The organism is Ruegeria sp. BB9 (assembly GCF_056539345.1).
Genome location: NZ_JBQFUU010000001.1, coordinates 327,481 through 344,373, shown reverse-complemented (window position 1 = coordinate 344,373; position 16,893 = coordinate 327,481). Strand labels below are relative to the sequence as shown.

16 protein-coding genes are annotated in these 16,893 nt (G+C 61.7%); 12 read left to right on the top strand and 4 right to left on the bottom strand.

Features of this window, described 5'->3' with window-relative positions:
* Positions 1–91: 91 nt before the first annotated feature.
* Genes ACR0FC_RS01685 through selD form a run of 7 tightly spaced genes read left to right on the top strand, consistent with a single transcriptional unit; the run spans position 92 to position 8,198 of the window.
* Entirely contained in the window at positions 92–2,965 is a 2,874-nt protein-coding gene (locus ACR0FC_RS01685) for a monovalent cation/H+ antiporter subunit A (RefSeq protein WP_170337696.1), read from the top strand.
* A complete protein-coding gene (locus ACR0FC_RS01680) occupies positions 2,965–3,324 on the top strand; it encodes a Na+/H+ antiporter subunit C (RefSeq protein ID WP_170337694.1) in 360 nt (119 codons plus the stop codon). Before ACR0FC_RS01685 ends, ACR0FC_RS01680 begins: the two co-directional genes overlap by 1 nt.
* Positions 3,321–4,877: a monovalent cation/H+ antiporter subunit D gene (locus ACR0FC_RS01675; protein ID WP_170337692.1), complete on the top strand. Its 1,557-nt coding sequence runs from the start codon at positions 3,321–3,323 to the stop codon at positions 4,875–4,877. The genes ACR0FC_RS01680 and ACR0FC_RS01675 overlap by 4 nt, the downstream gene beginning before the upstream one ends.
* A complete protein-coding gene (locus tag ACR0FC_RS01670; protein ID WP_170337690.1) occupies positions 4,877–5,374 on the top strand; it encodes a Na+/H+ antiporter subunit E in 498 nt (165 codons plus the stop codon). The genes ACR0FC_RS01675 and ACR0FC_RS01670 overlap by 1 nt, the downstream gene beginning before the upstream one ends.
* Positions 5,371–5,640 (top strand): K+/H+ antiporter subunit F, encoded by a 270-nt coding sequence (locus tag ACR0FC_RS01665; RefSeq protein WP_093962617.1) that lies wholly within the window; start codon positions 5,371–5,373, stop codon positions 5,638–5,640. The genes ACR0FC_RS01670 and ACR0FC_RS01665 overlap by 4 nt, the downstream gene beginning before the upstream one ends.
* Before the next feature lie 7 nt (positions 5,641–5,647).
* A complete protein-coding gene (locus ACR0FC_RS01660; RefSeq protein ID WP_093962618.1) occupies positions 5,648–6,034 on the top strand; it encodes a Na+/H+ antiporter subunit G in 387 nt (128 codons plus the stop codon).
* Positions 6,035–6,038: 4 nt separating this feature from the next.
* Positions 6,039–8,198, top strand: a complete 2,160-nt coding sequence (gene selD / locus ACR0FC_RS01655) for a selenide, water dikinase SelD (protein ID WP_170337688.1) — start codon at positions 6,039–6,041, stop codon at positions 8,196–8,198.
* Here selD and mnmH read toward each other — a convergent pair.
* Both mnmH and ACR0FC_RS01645 read right to left on the bottom strand, forming a co-directional pair.
* Positions 8,189–9,241 (bottom strand): tRNA 2-selenouridine(34) synthase MnmH, encoded by a 1,053-nt coding sequence (mnmH, locus tag ACR0FC_RS01650; protein ID WP_170337686.1) that lies wholly within the window; start codon positions 9,239–9,241, stop codon positions 8,189–8,191. The two genes, selD and mnmH, sit on opposite strands and share 10 nt — an antisense overlap.
* A 51-nt stretch (positions 9,242–9,292) precedes the next feature.
* Complete coding sequence (locus ACR0FC_RS01645) at positions 9,293–9,961, bottom strand: SOS response-associated peptidase (protein WP_170337684.1); 669 nt, start codon at positions 9,959–9,961, stop codon at positions 9,293–9,295.
* A gap of 55 nt (positions 9,962–10,016) precedes the next feature.
* Here ACR0FC_RS01645 and ACR0FC_RS01640 point away from each other — a divergent pair, with 55 nt between their 5' ends.
* The gene (locus tag ACR0FC_RS01640) at positions 10,017–11,669 is read left to right on the top strand and encodes a tetratricopeptide repeat-containing sulfotransferase family protein (RefSeq protein ID WP_170337682.1); all 1,653 of its coding nucleotides are present in this window, start codon (positions 10,017–10,019) and stop codon (positions 11,667–11,669) included.
* Positions 11,670–11,732: 63 nt separating this feature from the next.
* On the opposite strand, the gene ACR0FC_RS01635 is transcribed toward ACR0FC_RS01640, so the two are convergent.
* The gene (locus ACR0FC_RS01635) at positions 11,733–13,310 is read right to left on the bottom strand and encodes a bifunctional metallophosphatase/5'-nucleotidase (protein WP_170337680.1); all 1,578 of its coding nucleotides are present in this window, start codon (positions 13,308–13,310) and stop codon (positions 11,733–11,735) included.
* 107 nt (positions 13,311–13,417) lie between these two features.
* On the opposite strand from ACR0FC_RS01635, the gene ACR0FC_RS01630 reads away from it, so the two are divergent.
* From ACR0FC_RS01630 to arsC, 4 genes are read left to right on the top strand one after another with little or no spacing between them, the layout of a single operon-like run.
* The gene (locus ACR0FC_RS01630; RefSeq protein ID WP_170339396.1) at positions 13,418–13,756 is read left to right on the top strand and encodes a DUF952 domain-containing protein; all 339 of its coding nucleotides are present in this window, start codon (positions 13,418–13,420) and stop codon (positions 13,754–13,756) included.
* Positions 13,753–14,184: a DUF1330 domain-containing protein gene (locus tag ACR0FC_RS01625; RefSeq protein ID WP_170337678.1), complete on the top strand. Its 432-nt coding sequence runs from the start codon at positions 13,753–13,755 to the stop codon at positions 14,182–14,184. The genes ACR0FC_RS01630 and ACR0FC_RS01625 overlap by 4 nt, the downstream gene beginning before the upstream one ends.
* Positions 14,181–15,239: a quinone-dependent dihydroorotate dehydrogenase gene (locus tag ACR0FC_RS01620; RefSeq protein WP_170337677.1), complete on the top strand. Its 1,059-nt coding sequence runs from the start codon at positions 14,181–14,183 to the stop codon at positions 15,237–15,239. The genes ACR0FC_RS01625 and ACR0FC_RS01620 overlap by 4 nt, the downstream gene beginning before the upstream one ends.
* Positions 15,236–15,577, top strand: a complete 342-nt coding sequence (gene arsC, locus ACR0FC_RS01615; protein ID WP_170337675.1) for an arsenate reductase (glutaredoxin) — start codon at positions 15,236–15,238, stop codon at positions 15,575–15,577. The genes ACR0FC_RS01620 and arsC overlap by 4 nt, the downstream gene beginning before the upstream one ends.
* Here the strand turns inward: arsC and ACR0FC_RS01610 are convergent.
* Positions 15,574–16,890: an MATE family efflux transporter gene (locus ACR0FC_RS01610; RefSeq protein ID WP_170337674.1), complete on the bottom strand. Its 1,317-nt coding sequence runs from the start codon at positions 16,888–16,890 to the stop codon at positions 15,574–15,576. The genes arsC and ACR0FC_RS01610 overlap by 4 nt on opposite strands.
* Between the last annotated feature and the right edge of the window lie 3 nt (positions 16,891–16,893).

The following is a 16,893-nucleotide window of genomic DNA, read 5'->3' as shown; positions in this document are numbered from 1 at the left end:
GCAAGGTGAAAAACTTGCAATAGCTGGACAGTCAATAAATTATCCTTACAAAATCAACAGCACCCTGACCGCTCAGCCCGGAGTATCGCAGTTGTCCCTATTCCTTATCGCGGCCCTTCCCTTCCTCGGAGCTGTCTTTCCCGCCCTGTTGATCCGCGCCGGGCGCAACGCGGCCGCATCGGCAGCGGGATTGACCACGTTTCTGGCCTTGATGGGGCTGCTGATTCATATCCCGGACGTCATGAACGGCACGGTGGTCACCGCTCGGTTCGACTGGATTCCGGGGCTGGGGTTGAACGCCAATTTCATGCTGGACGGGCTGGGATTTCTGTTCGCGCTGCTGATCCTCGGCATTGGTCTGCTGATCATCCTGTACGCGCGGTTCTACCTGTCGCGTGAAGACCCAATGGGGCAATTCTATACCTATCTCCTGTTGTTCCAGGGCGCGATGGTCGGTATCGTTCTGTCCGACAACATACTGCTTTTGCTGATTTTCTGGGAATTGACCTCGCTCAGTTCGTTCTTGCTCATCGGCTATTGGAAACACCTGCCCGAAGGCCGCCAGGGCGCGCGGATGGCGCTGGCGGTCACCGGGTCCGGCGGGCTGGCGATGATCGCGGGGATGCTGATCCTCGGCAATATCGTGGGGTCCTATGACCTGAGCGTGATCCTCCAGAACCGCGAACTGATCCAGTCTTCGCCCTACTACCTGCCGGCGTTGATACTGATCCTGCTGGGATGTTTCACCAAGTCGGCCCAGTTCCCGTTCCATTTCTGGCTGCCGCATGCAATGGCCGCTCCAACGCCGGTTTCGGCCTATCTGCACTCGGCCACGATGGTGAAGGCTGGCCTGTTTCTGATGGCGCGCATGTGGCCGGTTCTGGCCGGAACCGAGGCGTGGTTCTACATCGTCGCCACCACCGGCCTGGTGACCATGCTGATCGGCGCGGTGATCGCGCTGTTCAAGGATGACCTCAAGGCGTTGCTGGCCTTTTCGACGGTGTCGCATCTGGGGCTGGTCACGATGCTGCTGGGCTTTGGCACCAAGATCGCGGTCGTGGCCGCCATCTTTCACATCATCAACCACGCCACCTTCAAGGCCGCCCTGTTCATGACCGCCGGGATCGTGGACCACGAAACCGGCACCCGGGACATCAAGCGCCTGGGCGGCCTGCGCCATTTGATGCCGATCACCTTTTCGATTGGAACAATCGCCGCATTGTCCATGGCAGGGATTCCACCTTTGAACGGATTCCTGTCGAAGGAAATGATGCTGGAAGAAACCGTGCACACGGTCTGGCGAAACTCGCACTATCTGGTGCCAGCCCTTGCCCTGGTAGCCGCGATCTTCTCTGCCGCATATTCCTTCCGGTTCGTGTCCCACGTCTTTCTGGGCCCTGAACGCGAGGATTACCCTGCGCACCCGCATGACCCGCCGGTGGGGCTGTGGCTGGCTCCGGCATTCCTGGTCGTGCTGGTCGTGCTGATCGGCCTGAACTCGGCCGCCATCGTCGGCCCCTTGGTTGCGGTTGTGTCTTCCGCAGTGATCGGCGGCGAGAAGCTGCCCTATTACTCACTGAAGCTGTGGCACGGGTTCACGCCTGCCTTGTACATGTCGATCGTCGCAACTTTTGGCGGCCTCTTCCTGTTGGCTTTGCACCGGCGCGGCGAGCACGTCTGGAATATCCTGCCCCGCCCCGAGGCCAAGACCATCTTCGACGCCGTGATCGGCGGATTGACCGCCGCCAGCCGGTGGATCACGGACGAGTTGCACAACGGTGTCATCAGCCGCTATGCGATCATCCTGATCGCCTTTACGGTCGGCCTTGGATACTATGCCTATTCGACCGGCACGATTGGCGTGGAAACGCGGGTTCCGCTGCCGGCTCCGATCATTCCGATCATCGGCTGGCTGTGCCTGATCGTGGCGACGATGGGCATCATGTGGTTCCACCGGAACCGTTTGCTGTCGCTGGTTCTGATCGGTGTCGTCGGCCTGATCGTGTCGATGGCCTTCAACTATCTGTCCGCGCCTGATCTGGCTCTGACGCAGATCTCGGTCGAAGTCGTGACGATGATCCTGCTGCTGCTGTCGCTGAATTTTCTTCCGACCGAGACCCCATGGGACAGTAGCGCGGCACGGCGCTGGCGTGATGCTGCCATTTCAGTGGTGGCCGGCATCGGCGCAGGGGGCTTGATCTATGCGCTCATGCTGCGCGATTTCGCCTTCCCGACGATTTCGGAGTTCCACCTGGCCAATTCCTACAAGGGTGGCGGCGGAACCAACGTGGTCAACGTGATCCTGGTGGACTTCCGGGGATTTGATACCTTCGGCGAGATCATCGTGCTGGGGATTGCGGCCCTTATCATCTTTGCCCTGACCGAGGCCGTGCTGGGCACCAGTGTCCGCGCCTATCTGCTGAACCGCAAACCGCACTGGCCCCAGTCAGGTGACTCGCACCCGCTGATGATGGTTGTTGCGACACGTGTGATGATGCCGATCGCCCTGATGGTAGGTGCCTACATCTTCTTCCGCGGACACAACCAGCCCGGAGGCGGGTTCATCGCCGGTCTGGTGGTCGCGATCGCCTTCCTGATGCAGTACATGGCCAGCGGCTATACTTGGGCGATCGAGCGGCAGCGGTTCTACTACCATGGCACCATCGGCTGGGGTGTTCTGATCGCTGCGGCCACGGGTTTGGGTGCCTGGTTCAACGAGCGGCCCTTCCTGACAAGCGATTTCGGCTATCTGCATTGGCCTCCGCTGGAAGAATTCGAATGGGCCACGGCCATGCTGTTCGACACAGGCGTGTTCCTGGCCGTTCTGGGCGCCGTGATGCTGGCCTTGGACAGCCTGTCGCGCTTTGCGTGGCGGCCGGGCATGGCACAGGAATTCCCGATGGACATCAACCCGTTGCGGGATGATCTGGCCGAAGAACAAGAAAAAGCGAAGGAGCAGGGCTGATGGAAGCACTCGTCGCATCGGCCGTTGGCGTTCTGACCGCCGCAGGGATCTTCCTGATCCTGCGCCGTCGGACCTTTCCGGTCATCCTGGGCCTGTCTCTGCTGACCTATGCGGTCAACGTGTTCCTGTTCGCTACGGGACGGCTGGCCGTGAACGCGCCTGCAGTTTTGAACAAATACGAAGAGGTTCCCTATACCGATCCATTGCCGCAGGCCCTTGTTCTGACGGCGATTGTGATCTCGTTCGGGATGACAGCTGTGATCGTGATGATCGCTCTGGGCGCCTACCTGTCTTCGAAGGATGACCATATAGACATGGCCGCGCAGGACAGCGTGGATGACGCAGGAGAAGACGCATGAACCACTGGATCGTTGCGCCGATCGTCCTGCCCGCGATCCTGGCCCCCTTCATCATCATGGTTCTACGGTACCATCTGGACCTGCAGCGTATCTTTTCAGTCGCCGGTGTGGTGGGTCTGCTCGGAATCGCGCTGACCATCACTGCGCAGGCAGCGGGCGGCGAGATTCACGTCTACGAGTTGGGCGATTGGCCGGCCCCGTTTGGCATTGTTCTGGTCCTTGACCGGCTGTCCGCGATGATGGTGCTGCTGACGGCGTTGCTGGCCTTGCCTATCGTGCTGTACGCCATCGCGTCCGGATGGGATGAACGCGGCAACCACTTTCACCCGTTGTTCCAATTCCAGCTGATGGGTGTCTGCGGCGCCTTCCTGACCGGGGACGCTTTCAACCTGTTCGTATTTTTTGAGGTGTTGTTGATCGCCTCCTACGGCCTGATGACCCATGGCGGCGGCGCGGTACGCCTGAAGGCCGGGGTGCAATACGTCACCTACAACCTCTTGGGGTCAACTCTGTTCCTGTTTGCATTAGGCACGATCTATTCGGTTACCGGTACCCTGAACATGGCCGACCTCGCCGTGCGCGTCGCGGAAATTCCGGCCGAAGACACCGCCCTGTTGCGCGTGGGTGCGGTTCTTCTGCTGCTGGTCTTCTGCATCAAGGCCGCTGTCCTGCCGCTGCATTTCTGGCTGCCGGCCAGCTATGCCAACGCGCCGCTGCCAGTTGCCGCGCTGTTTGCGATCATGACCAAGGTGGGGGCCTATTCGATCCTGCGGGTCTATACTTTGGCATTCGGCCCGGATGTTGCCGTCACCGAAGGACTGGTTGGTGACTGGCTACAACCTGCCGCGCTGGTGACCCTTGCCATCGGCTCGATCGGTATTCTAGGCACGCGGCACATCGCGCGCATGGTTGCGTTTTGCGCCATCGCCTCGATGGGAACGCTGCTGGTGGCTATTTCCTTGTTCACCGAGACGGCCACAGCCGCCGCTCTGTACTACGTTTACCATTCAACCTTGGCGACCGCGCTGCTGTTCCTGGTGGCCGATCTGGTGATGGAACGTCGAGGAGGGGCCATTGCGCCCCGCCCCCCGATGCCGCAAAGCGGGCTGATCTCGGCGCTGTTCTTCGTAGGAGCCATAGCGATGGCGGGCATGCCGCCGTTGTCGGGGTTCATCGGCAAGCTTCTGGTGCTGGATGCGTCTTGGTATGCGCCGGATGCCACTGCGGTCTGGGCGGTCGTTCTGATTGGATCCTTTGTCACCATCGTGGGTCTGGCTCGCGCCGGGTCCCTGATCTTCTGGAAAAGCTATGACGCGAGCACCCAGATCGACCCGGAACCCGAAACCGAGGCCACCAACGATGATGGACCGCCGCACCGGCCCGCGCCTGAACCGCAGCCGGGGCTGGCGTTCACCTCGGTGTCCGGAGTGGTTCTGGGCCTCGTCCTGCTGACTCTGTTCGCCGGGCCCTCGCTGGACTACACTCGCAAGACCGCCGCGCAACTGTTCGCGCCGGAACAGTACATCTCGGCCGTATTGGGAAGGGAAGACTGATGAAACTGCTGCGCCGGATATTCCCCCACCCGCATCTGAGCTTCCTGCTGACTCTGGTCTGGGTGCTGTTGGCCAACGCGCCCTCGCTGAACTCGTTGGTGTTTGGATTGCTTCTGGGGATCATCATTCCCTTCATCACCCAACCCTACTGGCCCGACCGGCCCATCCTGCGGAACTGGCCCATGGTCGTTGAGTACATGATCGTGGTTCTGTGGGACATCGTGGTGGCCAACGTGACCGTGGCCCGCATCATCCTGTTCAAACGCGACGCGGACAGACAACCGAACTGGATCTCGATCCCGCTGGAACTGCGCACACCCGAAGCGATCACGGTACTGGCTGGAACCATCACCATGACTCCGGGCACCGTCAGTTGCGACCTCTCGGCCCAAGGGCATTGTCTGCTGGTCCATTGCCTGGACGCTCCGGATCCGGGCGCGGTACGAGACCAGATCAAGCAGCGTTACGAGCGCCGCCTGAAGGAGATTTTCGAATGATCGAATATGCAATCTATTTTGCCTTTGCCTGCTTTGGGGCCGCGATCATGATGTGCCTGTGGCGGATCATCACCGCCGACGGTGTGGGAACGCGAGTGCTCGCCCTTGATACGATGGTGATCAACACCATCGCCCTGATGATCCTGTACGGCCTGCATCTGGGCACCGAGATCTTTTTCGAAGCCGCCATGATCATTGCCATGCTGGGCTTTGTTTCGACCGTGGCCTATGCGCGCTTTATGCTGCGCGGCAACATCATCGAGTGAGGCCGCCATGGAATTCATCTTCGAGCTTCTGATTGCATTTTTCCTGATCGTTTCAGGGATTTTCGGCTTTGTCGGGTCATTCGGCATGATCAAGCTGAAGGATCCGATGTCGCGGCTGCACGCCCCGACCAAAGCCACCACGCTGGGCGTGGGCGGTGTGTTGCTGGCCTCGATCTTTCATTCGATCCTAATCGAACAGCGCCTTTCCATGCATGAACTGCTAATCACGCTGTTCCTGTTTCTGACGGCTCCGATCACGGCTCTGTTCATTGCCAAGTGGCACATTCACCGCCATGAAGCCCCCGAGGATCTGCCGGACGCGGGCGAAGACAAGCTTTGGGCCACCCACGCGGTCGAGCAGGTCGAAGACGTCCCGGATCACAGCGCGAACTGACTTCATGAAAACACCTTCGTTGCCACTTACCCGCGATCTGGTTCTGGTGGGCGGAGGTCATACGCACGCGCTTTACCTTCGGAAATGGGGGATGAACCCCCTGCCCGGCGCGCGGTTGACCGTGATCAATCCTGGCCCGACCGCGCCCTATTCCGGGATGTTGCCCGGATATGTCGCGGGGCACTATGCCCGCCGCGACCTGGACATCGATCTGATCCGGCTGGCACGGTTTGCGGGGGCCCGGATCATTCTGGGTGCCGCGATCGGCCTGGACCTGAACCGGCGGCTGTTGAATGTGGCCGATCACCCTGATGTCGCTTTCGATGTCGCCTCAATCAATGTCGGAATCACATCGGACATGCCGTCTTTGCCCGGGTTCACGGAACATGCCATCCCTGCAAAACCTCTTGGTCCCTTTGCCGCAAAATGGGCCCAGTACCTGGAGACAACCGACCCCGCTTCGGTGGCGGTCATTGGCGGCGGTGTAGCGGGCGTCGAACTGGCGATGGCCATGGCCCATGCTCTGCGCGCCAAGGGTCGGCAAGCAACGGTCACTCTGATCGACAAGGCGCAAATTCTGACCGCGATAAACCCCAAGGCCGCCCAGACCATTCGGCGGGCGATGGAACAGCTTGGCATCGATTGCATCGAACAGGCCAAAATTGCGCAAATCACACCCGAAGGCGTGCAACTGACCGATGGGCGTCACATCACGGCCGATTTCACAACTGGCGCGGCGGGCGCCCGCCCCTATGACTGGATCGGTCTGACCGGACTGGACCTGCAAGACGGCTTTATCCGAGTGAACGGGTATTTGCAGTCCAGCGATCCATCGGTCTTCGCAGTCGGCGACTGCGCTCATCTGGATGACACGCCGCGCCCCAAGGCTGGCGTCTTTGCCGTACGAGAGGCTCCCGTTCTCTTCAACAACCTGCGCGCAGCTCTCGGGGCTGGAACCATGCGCCGGTACAAGCCGCAGAAGGATTACCTGAAGCTGGTCTCGCTGGGGGAACGCTCGGCACTGGCCGAGCGCTTTGGGACGTCATTCAGCGGACCTGTGATGTGGCGGTGGAAAAACCATATCGACCAGAAGTTCATGCGTCGCTTTCGTGAGCTGCCCCAGATGTCAGCCCCCGCAATTCCCCGTCACCATGCGGATGGACTGCGCGATGCTCTGGGCGACAAGCCCATGTGCGGCGGTTGCGGCGCCAAGGTAGGTCGCGGCGCCTTGCAGGCCGCGCTATCCGCGGTACAGCGATCCGACCGTCCAGATATCACACCCCTGCCCGGCGATGATGCAGCGGTGTTGACCTTTGGAGGCGTCCGGCAGGTGCTGACGTCAGATCATTTGCGCAGTGTCGTTCCGGACCCTGTTCTGATGACCCGCATCGCGGCCATTCACGCACTGGGGGACATCTGGGCGATGGGTGCGACCCCACAGGCCGCGACGGCCACACTGATCCTGCCGCGCATGTCCTCCCAGCTGCAACACCGCACCATGGCTGAAATCATGCAAACCGCGACCGAAGTCATGCGCGGCGCCGGGGCTGAGATCGTCGGCGGCCATAGCTCGATGGGCGATGAGCTTACCATCGGCTTCACCATCACAGGTTTGTGCCAGTCTGATCCGATCACCCTGTCCGGCGGGCGGCCCGGTGATGTGTTGATCCTGACCAAACCGATTGGCAGCGGAGTCCTGATGGCCGCGGAAATGGCTGGGCAAGCCAACGGCGAGTGGGTAGTGGCCGCCTATGACCACATGACGCAGCCGCAGGGTGACGCCGCACGCATTCTGGCCCAGGCCCATGCCATGACCGACGTCACCGGGTTCGGACTGGCCGGGCATCTCGTTGGACTGTGCGAGGCATCCAACTGCGGCGCAGTCCTGAACCTCGACGCAGTCCCGGTCATGGCGGGTGCCCTGGAGCTTAGCCAGCAAGGGCTCCGGTCCAGCTTGTTCAACGACAATCGTTCCATCGCGCCCGAAGTTCCAATCGGCGGCAAGGCCGATCTGCTGTTCGATCCTCAAACCGCAGGTGGGTTGCTGGCTGCCGTTTCGGCCGACGACGCACGAAAAATCTGCGACCATTTGCGTGCCGCTGGTTACCCGGCTGCAGTCATCGGAGTATTGAGCGACACACCCGGCCTGCGCCTTCAGAGCTGAACCACAACCCCTTCGATTTCCGACGCGACCTGATCCAGCCCGTCCGTGGTCAAGGACGCGGCATGCACGCGCGCGATCACATCAAACTGGTGGTTTCTCCGCGACTTTTCGTAAGCCGGGTCATAGTGCTGCTCCATCAAGGCGCGCGTCAGGGCCGTCTTGTTGCCCTCGGCAATCTGAGCCATCCACGCATCCACGACATCATGCCCCCGGTGAAACCGCAGCGGCGACAGGCGGTCCCGCAAACGCTCGGCATCAGACAGAATGTCGTCATAGGCAGCGACCAGATAGTCCGTTCGCGCCTCGATATCTGCCGTGACAAGTATTCGCGGCGCTTGGCACAGGCTCTGCCAGACCGCTGGGGGCAGGATCAACGAACCGATTTTTGACGACTCGGCCTCGACCAATACGGGCCGTGCCGGATCAAGGGCGCACATGGCCGAAGCCAAGGCAGATTCGAACGCTTTCTGGCTGGGTTGTCCGCCGGGTTGCTCGCCCAGCAGCGAACCGCGGTGATTGGCCAACGCTTCGAGATCCAGAACCTGCACCCCGCGCGTTTGCAACTGGGCCAGAAGTTCCGTTTTTGCAGTGCCGGTGTAGCCATCCAACGCCACCAGCTTGAACGGCAGCGGGTCATCGTAGAGGTACTGCTTCACCAGACGCCGATAGCTGCGGTATCCGCCCTCGATCACCTCGGCTCGCCAGCCGATCTGCTGCAGCATCCAAGTGAAGGATCCCGAACGCTGACCGCCGCGCCAGCAATAGACCAGAGGTCGCCAACCGCCCTCGTGGTGGCTGAGTTGCGTCTCGATATGGGTGGCGGCGTTGCGGAACACCAACGCGGCCCCCAGCTTGCGCGCCAGAAACGGGCTCTGCTGAACGTAGATCGTGCCGACACATGCGCGTTCCTCATTGTCCAGAACCGGGAGGTTGATGGCGCCGGGCAGATGGTCCTCGGCAAACTCTGCCGGGCTGCGCACATCGATGATCGTATCGAACGGATGCGCGTACAGCTGCGGCAGGTTTGAGAATTTCAGGGCCATGACAGGGGTTTAGCGCGCAGGATGGCAAAAGAAAAGAAGGCCCCGCTGATGTCATTCATCGGCTTCGGGCGCGATAAGGTCCGGCCCGCTGGCCCGGTTGGAGTTTACGGCCGTGCCGACCCTGTGAAACTGCAACACATCCTCGGCGCCGGGTTTCATCAGGCGGGCTGCCCCCTTGCCGACCTCGCCCAGCCACAAGGCCCAATCCGCCGGTTCGATGATCAACGGCATCCGGTGATGCACCGCACGCACATTGTCGTTGGCTGCGGTCGTGACGATCGCGCAGGTCGCCTGCCGCGCCCCGCCCTCGCCCCAGTTCTGCCAAATCCCGGCAAAGGCGATGGGCGCACCATCGCTGCGGTAAAAGTACCAAGGCAGCCGCGCACCGTCCTGTGTCTTGGTCCATTCGTAGAAACCCGTGGCCACGATCAGACAACGCCGATCGCGGCAGGCTGCGCGAAAGGCCGGCTTCTGGGCCAGAGTTTCGGCGCGCGCGTTGATCAGCAGCGGACCGTCATTTTGGGTTTTGTACCAATGTGGCAAGAAACCCCATCGCAGCGGGTCCAATTGCCGCCCTCCCTCTCCGGCGCGCACGACATGCACCTGATTTGTCGGGCAGATGTTGTAGTTGGGCACGTCCGGCAATGCGTTTGATGGCCGCGCAGCAAACAGCTGCGCCATGGCATCGTTGGGAAGAGTTATTGCAAACCGTCCGCACATGGGTAATGAACCAACAACAAAAGTTTCAATCAGGCACAGGGTCTCGCGCAGTCAGATGACAAATCAAGCACCAAATTCCCTCAAGGCCAAGGCGGTGGCGGATCTGGACTCCGGCAAGCTTCCTCAGGCTCTGAAGAAAGCTACGCTCGGCATCAAGAAATTCCCGAATGACGCGGACTACCACGCGATTGCCGGGTTCGTTCTGACCGAGATGAAGCAGTACAAGAAATCGCTGCCGCATTTCCAGGAAGCCGCCCGCCTGAAACCGGACGACCCGCAATTCGTCGAAAACATCGCGAATGCCCTGATGCAGACCGGCCAGATCGCGCGAGCGTTGGCCTATGCCGAAAAGATGGCCGAAAAGATGCCCGGCAACCGCGAGATCGTCCGGGTGATCGATGAAATCACGCTCAAGGGCAAGAACTGGCGCAGCATCATCGAGAACGCCACCAAGCGCCTGATGACCGATCCAGACAACCCCAAGCTGCTGTCCACCCGCAGCAGGGCCTATGGGCGCGTCGGCTTCGTGGATGCGGCCTCGGCCGATATTGCGCGTGCATACGAGCTGGATCCCGACAGCATCGAAATCGCCTTCCGCCGAGCGGTGGACCTGCACCAGGCTGGCGACAAGAAGGGCTGTACTGACATTTTGTGGCGTGTTTTGGACAAGGATCCGTATCACGCATCGGCGTTGTTCCAATTGTCGTCGATGGTAGACGCCGAACAGGCCGAAGCATTGTTGCCCCGGGTCGAGGCTGCGATCGCAAAGCGGAAACATCCCAATTCGACTCTGGAGTTCACGCTGGCACAGCTTCAATCGAAGATCGGTGGGCTGGAGGCCGCCCTCGCGCAGTTTGCAGTCGCAAACAGGGTGCAGCACGACGAAAACCCATACGATTTCGAAGAAGAAGAGCGCAAACTACGCCGAATCTGCGGCCTGTTCCCCGACAGCGCGTCGGTCCCAAGTTCCGGGATCGAGGAAATGCCCCTGCCGATTTTCGTGATCGGACAGCCTCGGTCGGGCACCACCTTGATGGAAATGATGCTGAGTTCCGCCCCCGACATCGCGGGATGTGGAGAGCTGACCCTCGCAACCGACCTTTCGGCGCCATACTCGAACGAAAAGAAGGCATTCTCGGACGCCGAAGCTGCGGAATTCGCCAAGCATTTCCGCGAGTTGATGCCCCCGATCCCCGAGAGCTCGATCGCTTTCGTCGACAAAATGCCGCACAACTACCAGCGGGTTGGTTTTCTTTTGGCAGCGTTCCCCAACGCCAAGATCATCAACATGCTGCGTGACCCTCGGGACGTCGGCCTGTCGAAATGGATCCGGCGTTTTCCCGCGGCCGGTATGCGGTACGCATCGAACCTGAACTCGATCGCGCACTCGGCCAACATGTATCGCCGCTACATGCAGCATTGGGACGCCATCTTCGGTGATCGCATCCTGACGGTGCCCTACGAAAAACTGGTGGCCGATCCCGAGACCTACAGCAAGCAGGTTGCAGAATTCTGCGGGATCGAATGGCGCGAAAGCATGATGCACCCGGAAGAAAACAAGAAACAGGTGCGTACGGCCAGTATCGACCAAGTGCGCAACAAAATCTCGACCAAATCGGTTGGCGGCTGGCGTCAGGTTGCGGATTATATCCGGCCCATGTTGGACGGTTTCGACCCCGAACTGTGGCCCGAGTACGAATTCGATTAAGCCGAAACCCAACAAAAAAGGCCGCATCCGGGGATGCGGCCTTTTCTTTCTTTGTGTCAGCAATCACTTCTGCTGGATACGTCCATCCAGATAGGGCGTGTAAGGTGCATTGGCCGCAAGGTATTCCGCGGTCACATCCGCAAGATCGGGACCGAAGTCATAGGCATTCTTGTCCTCGCCAGAGAACATCTTGTACCCGTCGCCACCGTTGCGGACATAGTTGTTGGTCACCACCAGATAGGTCTTGGCCGGATCAATTGGTACATAGCCATCACCCTCGGCCACCATGACCTCGGTCACGCGGCCTTCGTTGGGGGAAACCGACGGATCCCAGGTGAATTTCAGCCCTGCCACCTGCGGAAAGCGACCCTTGACCTCTTCTACCTGGCTGACGCCGTTTTCCAGCGCATCAATGATACCCTGCCCACTGATCTCGAAGGTCGAGAGCGTGTTCTGGAAGGGCAGAACGGTCAACACCTCGCCCATGGTCACGTCGCCCGCGTCGATCGAGGCGCGCAAGCCACCCGAGTTGGCGATGGCGATCTGAACGCCCTGATCGGCGACCCGCGCCAGCATGGCATCGGCCACCAGGTTACCCATCTCGCATTCCTGCACGCGGCAGATCGACCGATCACCTTCGATCGGAGCCGCGGCGTTGGCCACGACCTTGTTGCGGATCTCGTCCAGCGGCTTGGCCAGTTCTGCGATGCGATCCAGGGCAGCCTGATCCTCGGTCACGGTGTTGTCCATGATCAGCGGCTCACCGACCGCCTGAACCACGTTGCCGTCGTCATCGAAGGTCACGTTCAGCTCGCCCAGGAACTTGCCGTAGGCATAGGCCTGAACGATCTGCACCCCGTTCACCACGGTCGGGTACGGCCCGGCGGCCTTGTCCGAAGTGTTCGACAGGTAGGTGTTCGAGTGTCCGCCCACGATCACGTCAACACCCGTGGTTTCCTGCGCGACCCGCTGGTCGACGCCATAGCCCGAATGGCTGAGCACGATGATCTTGTTGATGCCTTCCCCCGTCAGCTTGTCCACCTCGGCCTGAACCGCCGGAACAGGATCTGAGAACACGACATTCGGACCGGGTGAGGCCAGCTCGTCGGTGTCTTCGGGGGTCAGGCCGATCAGGCCAATCTTCTCTCCACCCACTTCGATCACGGTCGATTTCTTGATCCGGTCAGTCAGAAGTTCCTCGTTCTCGATGTTCGCATTCGACATCAGAATCGGAAATTCGACCGCATCGACGAAACCGGCCAGAACCTCGGGGCCATCATCGAATTCGTGGTTCCCCACGGTCATCGCGTCATAGCCCAGCTTGTTCATGAACTCGGCCGCGACTTTGCCCTTGTAGTAGGTATAGAACAAGGACCCTTGGAACTGGTCGCCGCCGTCCACGAGGATCGAGTTTTCGGCCCGCGCGCGGGCGTCGTTGACCGCGGTCACCAGTCGCGCCGAACCGCCGAAGCATTTGCCCTCGGCATTGTCCTCGGCGCCACAGCCACTGTCATATTTGTTGATCGGCTCGAACCGGGAATGGAAGTCGTTGGTGTGCAGAATGGTCAGCTTGTAGTCGGCCGCCGCCATGCCTGCAGTCAGACCAAGGGCCGCCACGGATGTCAGGAAACGGGTAATCATTTGAAACTCCCTGTTATTGATTGTCAGGATCGTGCGCCGAGGGCGACAAAGAGTCAAAGGGGGAAATGCGGCTTGATTCCATCCCGCGCGCGGGGCATCACGGCGCCATGCTGATCTACAAGATATTCCGGGCCGAAGAATGGGCGGCTCTGCAGGCACAGGGCGAAACCCGGGGCGCGCCGGTCGATGTGGCGGATGGGTTCGTTCATTTTTCCACCGCAGAACAGGCGGCGGAAACCGCGGCCAAGCACTTTGCCGGGGCCGAAAACCTGACCCTCGTGGCCTGCGATGCCCAGAAAATGGGCGATGATCTGAAATGGGAGGTCTCGCGCGGCGGGGCCTTGTTCCCACATCTCTATCGCAACATGCGCCTGGCGGATGTGGTCTGGGCCAAGCCGCTGCCGCTGGAAAACGGCGCGCACCTCTTCCCCAAGGAGATGCAATGACCGGCCATGTCGACCCCGACCGCGCCCAGTTCGAGGCGTTCAAGGCGCTGGACCGCGACCACCCGATCGAAATGTTGAACCTTGTGCGGTTCCGCGCCAAGGCCGACTATCCCGCAGGCCACGACCTGGTCGGCGCGGGGCTCAGCGGCGCAGAAGCCTATCGCCGGTATGGGGCCGAAACCGCCCCAATCATCGCGCGGCTGGGGGCCTCGATCATCTGGCGCGGCACGTTCAAAACAACGCTGATCGGCCCGCAGGGCGAAGCGTGGGACGAGATGTTCATCGCCCGTTACCCCTCGGCCCATGCGTTTCTGGAGATGGTGACCCACCCGGCCTATCGCGCGGCGGTCATTCACCGGCAGGCGGCTGTGGCCGACTCGCGCCTGATCCGCACCGCCCCTACCCCAACCGGAGCGTCCTTCGGATGAAACTGACCGAGAAACTGGCCCTGGCCGCGCTACATCGCCTGGACCCAGAAACCGCGCACGGCCTGTCGATCAAGGCGCTGAAAACGGGTCTGACCCCGGCGCCCGGTCCCGTCACCTCGACGCGCTTGCGCACGCAACTTGCCGGGCTGGACCTGCCCAACCCGGTGGGGCTGGCCGCCGGGTTCGACAAAAATGGCGAGGTTCTGGGCCCGCTGTCACGCGCAGGCTTTGGGTTTATCGAGGTGGGTGCCGTCACACCGCGCCCGCAGCCAGGCAACCCCCAGCCGCGCCTGTTCCGACTGACCGAGGACCGCGCCGCCATCAACCGGTTCGGCTTCAACAACGAAGGGATGGAGGCGATGGCCCGGCGTCTGGCGCACCGCCCCAAGGACGCGGTGATCGGCCTGAACCTGGGCGCCAACAAAGACAGCACCGACCGGGCGCGGGATTTTGCGCATGTGCTGGCCCATTGCGGGCAATGGCTGGATTTCGCCACGGTGAATGTCTCGTCACCCAACACCGAAAAGCTGCGCGACCTGCAGGGGAAAGAAGCGCTGAGCGCCCTGCTGGCAGGTGTGCTGGACACCCGCGATGCCTTGGCGCGGCGGGTCCCGGTGTTTCTGAAGATCGCCCCCGACCTGACGGATGACGAACTGCGGGACATCGCCGATGTCGCCCGTGACACGGGCATCGACGGTGTCATCGCCACCAACACGACCTTGTCGCGCGAAGGGCTGCGCAGCCTGCACAAGGATCAGGCCGGCGGATTGTCGGGCGCGCCCCTGTTCGAGAAATCGACCCGCGTTCTGGCTCGGCTGAGCCAGTTGACCGACGGGCAGATCCCGCTGATCGGCGTGGGTGGCATCGGCACGGCCGAACAGGCCTATGCCAAAATCTGCGCCGGGGCCTCGGCCGTGCAGTTCTATACCGCGATGGTCTATGGCGGCCTGTCACTGGCGGCCGAGATCGCGCGGGGGCTGGACGCCCTGCTGGCGCGGGACGGGTTCAAGTCGGTGGCCGACGCCGTCGGCAGCAAACGAGAGGATTGGCTGTGATCGAATACTGGCACAACCCACGCTGTTCAAAATCGCGCGCCGGGCTGGCCCTGCTGCAGGACCGCGGCGCCGAAGTCACCGTTCGCAGATACCTCGAGGACGCGCCCAGCGCGGATGAGCTGCGCGCGGTGCTGTCCCGGTTGGGCATCCCGGCGATCGAGATGATGCGCAGGGGCGAGGCGCGGTTCAAGGAACTGGGGCTGAGTAGGGAAACACCCGAAGAGGCCTTGGTTCACGCCATGGCCGAGAACCCGATCCTCATCGAACGCCCCATCGGGATCACCACCGACAAGGCCGCAATCGGTCGCCCGCCCGAGACCCTGCTGACCCTGCTCTAGGCCACCTGCGCCTCGAGCCGGGGGTAGCGCAGGCCCAGCGTCACCGCGCGGGCGGTGTTCAGCACCATCAGCGCGGCCCACAGCCCGTGATTGCCCATGGTCGGCACCAGCAGGAACAGCGCCACCACATAGATTGCCACCGACTGGATCATGGCGATGCGCATGGCGCGGGTCCAGGTGGCGCCGATGTAGATGCCGTCGAACATCCAGCTGGCAACACCGACCACCGGGGCCAGCGCCGCCCAGATCAGGTATTCGCGCGCCGTGATCCGCACCTCGGGCGCGGTGGCCATCAGGTCGATCAATGCGGGCCCTGCCACAAAAAACGTGGCCCCCAGCACCAGAGCCCCACCGACGCCCCATTGCGACGCCATGACCGAGGCGCGCCGGACCTGGTATCGGTCCTTGGCCCCAACGGCGCTGCCCACCAGCGCCTCGGCAGAAAAGGCGAACCCGTCCAACGCAAAGGCGGTGATTTCCAGGAACTGCAGCAGCACCTGGTTGGCGGCCAGCGTCACGTCGCCCAGATCGGCGCCCACGAACAGAAAGGTGGTGAAGGACCCGGTCAGCAGGACCGACCGGATCATGATGTCGCCATTGACCTGCATCATCCGGCGCAGGCGGGCGGGGTCGAAGATCCGCGCCCAGTCGCGCCATTGATTGCCCCCGAAAGCATCGCGACACAACCACAAACCCAGCGCCAGACCCGTCCATTCGGCAATCAGCGTGGCCACCGCCACACCTTCAACGCCCCAGCCCAGACCCAGTACGAACCACAAATCCAGCAGGATGTTCAGCCCGTTCATCCAAACCTGCAGGACGAACACGCCGCGCGTGCGCTCGACCGCGATTAGCCACCCCGTCACGGCATAAAGCGCAATGGTCGCCGGCGCGCCCCAGATCCGAATCTCGAGGTATTTGCGCGTCAGCGCCTCGACCTCGGGGCTGGCGGGCGACAGCGCGAACGCCCCTGCGAATACCGCCACCTGCGCCACGATAAAGAACAGCCCAGCCGCGCCACCCAAGAGCAGACCGCGCATGAGCAGAGCACCGGTTTCGGCCGTGTCTCCCGCGCCTCGGGCCTGTGCGGCCAGACCGGTCGTGCCCATGCGCAGAAAACCGAACACCCAATAGATCGTGGCCAGAATGACCGCGCCAATGCCAACCGCGCCGATCGGGGCGGCCTGCCCCATCTGGCCGACCACGCCGGTATCCACAGCGCCCAGAATCGGCACCGTCGCGTTGGACAGCACAATCGGCACCGCGATCTTCAGCACCCGTCTGTGCGTAATGGGTGCCGAGGCGTCCCGCATTTT

What these genes read in the sequence shown, in the direction of transcription:
- ACR0FC_RS01680 (WP_170337694.1), top strand. Translation starts at nt 2,965, where the DNA reads ATGGAAGCACTCGTCGCATCGGCCGTTGGCGTTCTGACCGCCGCAGGG.
- ACR0FC_RS01675 (WP_170337692.1), top strand. Translation starts at nt 3,321, where the DNA reads ATGAACCACTGGATCGTTGCGCCGATCGTCCTGCCCGCGATCCTGGCC.
- ACR0FC_RS01670 (WP_170337690.1), top strand. Translation starts at nt 4,877, where the DNA reads ATGAAACTGCTGCGCCGGATATTCCCCCACCCGCATCTGAGCTTCCTG.
- ACR0FC_RS01665 (WP_093962617.1), top strand. Translation starts at nt 5,371, where the DNA reads ATGATCGAATATGCAATCTATTTTGCCTTTGCCTGCTTTGGGGCCGCG.
- ACR0FC_RS01660 (WP_093962618.1), top strand. Translation starts at nt 5,648, where the DNA reads ATGGAATTCATCTTCGAGCTTCTGATTGCATTTTTCCTGATCGTTTCA.
- selD (WP_170337688.1), top strand. Translation starts at nt 6,039, where the DNA reads ATGAAAACACCTTCGTTGCCACTTACCCGCGATCTGGTTCTGGTGGGC.
- mnmH (WP_170337686.1), bottom strand. Translation starts at nt 9,241, where the DNA reads ATGGCCCTGAAATTCTCAAACCTGCCGCAGCTGTACGCGCATCCGTTC.
- ACR0FC_RS01645 (WP_170337684.1), bottom strand. Translation starts at nt 9,961, where the DNA reads ATGTGCGGACGGTTTGCAATAACTCTTCCCAACGATGCCATGGCGCAG.
- ACR0FC_RS01640 (WP_170337682.1), top strand. Translation starts at nt 10,017, where the DNA reads ATGACAAATCAAGCACCAAATTCCCTCAAGGCCAAGGCGGTGGCGGAT.
- ACR0FC_RS01635 (WP_170337680.1), bottom strand. Translation starts at nt 13,310, where the DNA reads ATGATTACCCGTTTCCTGACATCCGTGGCGGCCCTTGGTCTGACTGCA.
- ACR0FC_RS01630 (WP_170339396.1), top strand. Translation starts at nt 13,418, where the DNA reads ATGCTGATCTACAAGATATTCCGGGCCGAAGAATGGGCGGCTCTGCAG.
- ACR0FC_RS01625 (WP_170337678.1), top strand. Translation starts at nt 13,753, where the DNA reads ATGACCGGCCATGTCGACCCCGACCGCGCCCAGTTCGAGGCGTTCAAG.
- ACR0FC_RS01620 (WP_170337677.1), top strand. Translation starts at nt 14,181, where the DNA reads ATGAAACTGACCGAGAAACTGGCCCTGGCCGCGCTACATCGCCTGGAC.
- ACR0FC_RS01610 (WP_170337674.1), bottom strand. Translation starts at nt 16,890, where the DNA reads ATGCGGGACGCCTCGGCACCCATTACGCACAGACGGGTGCTGAAGATC.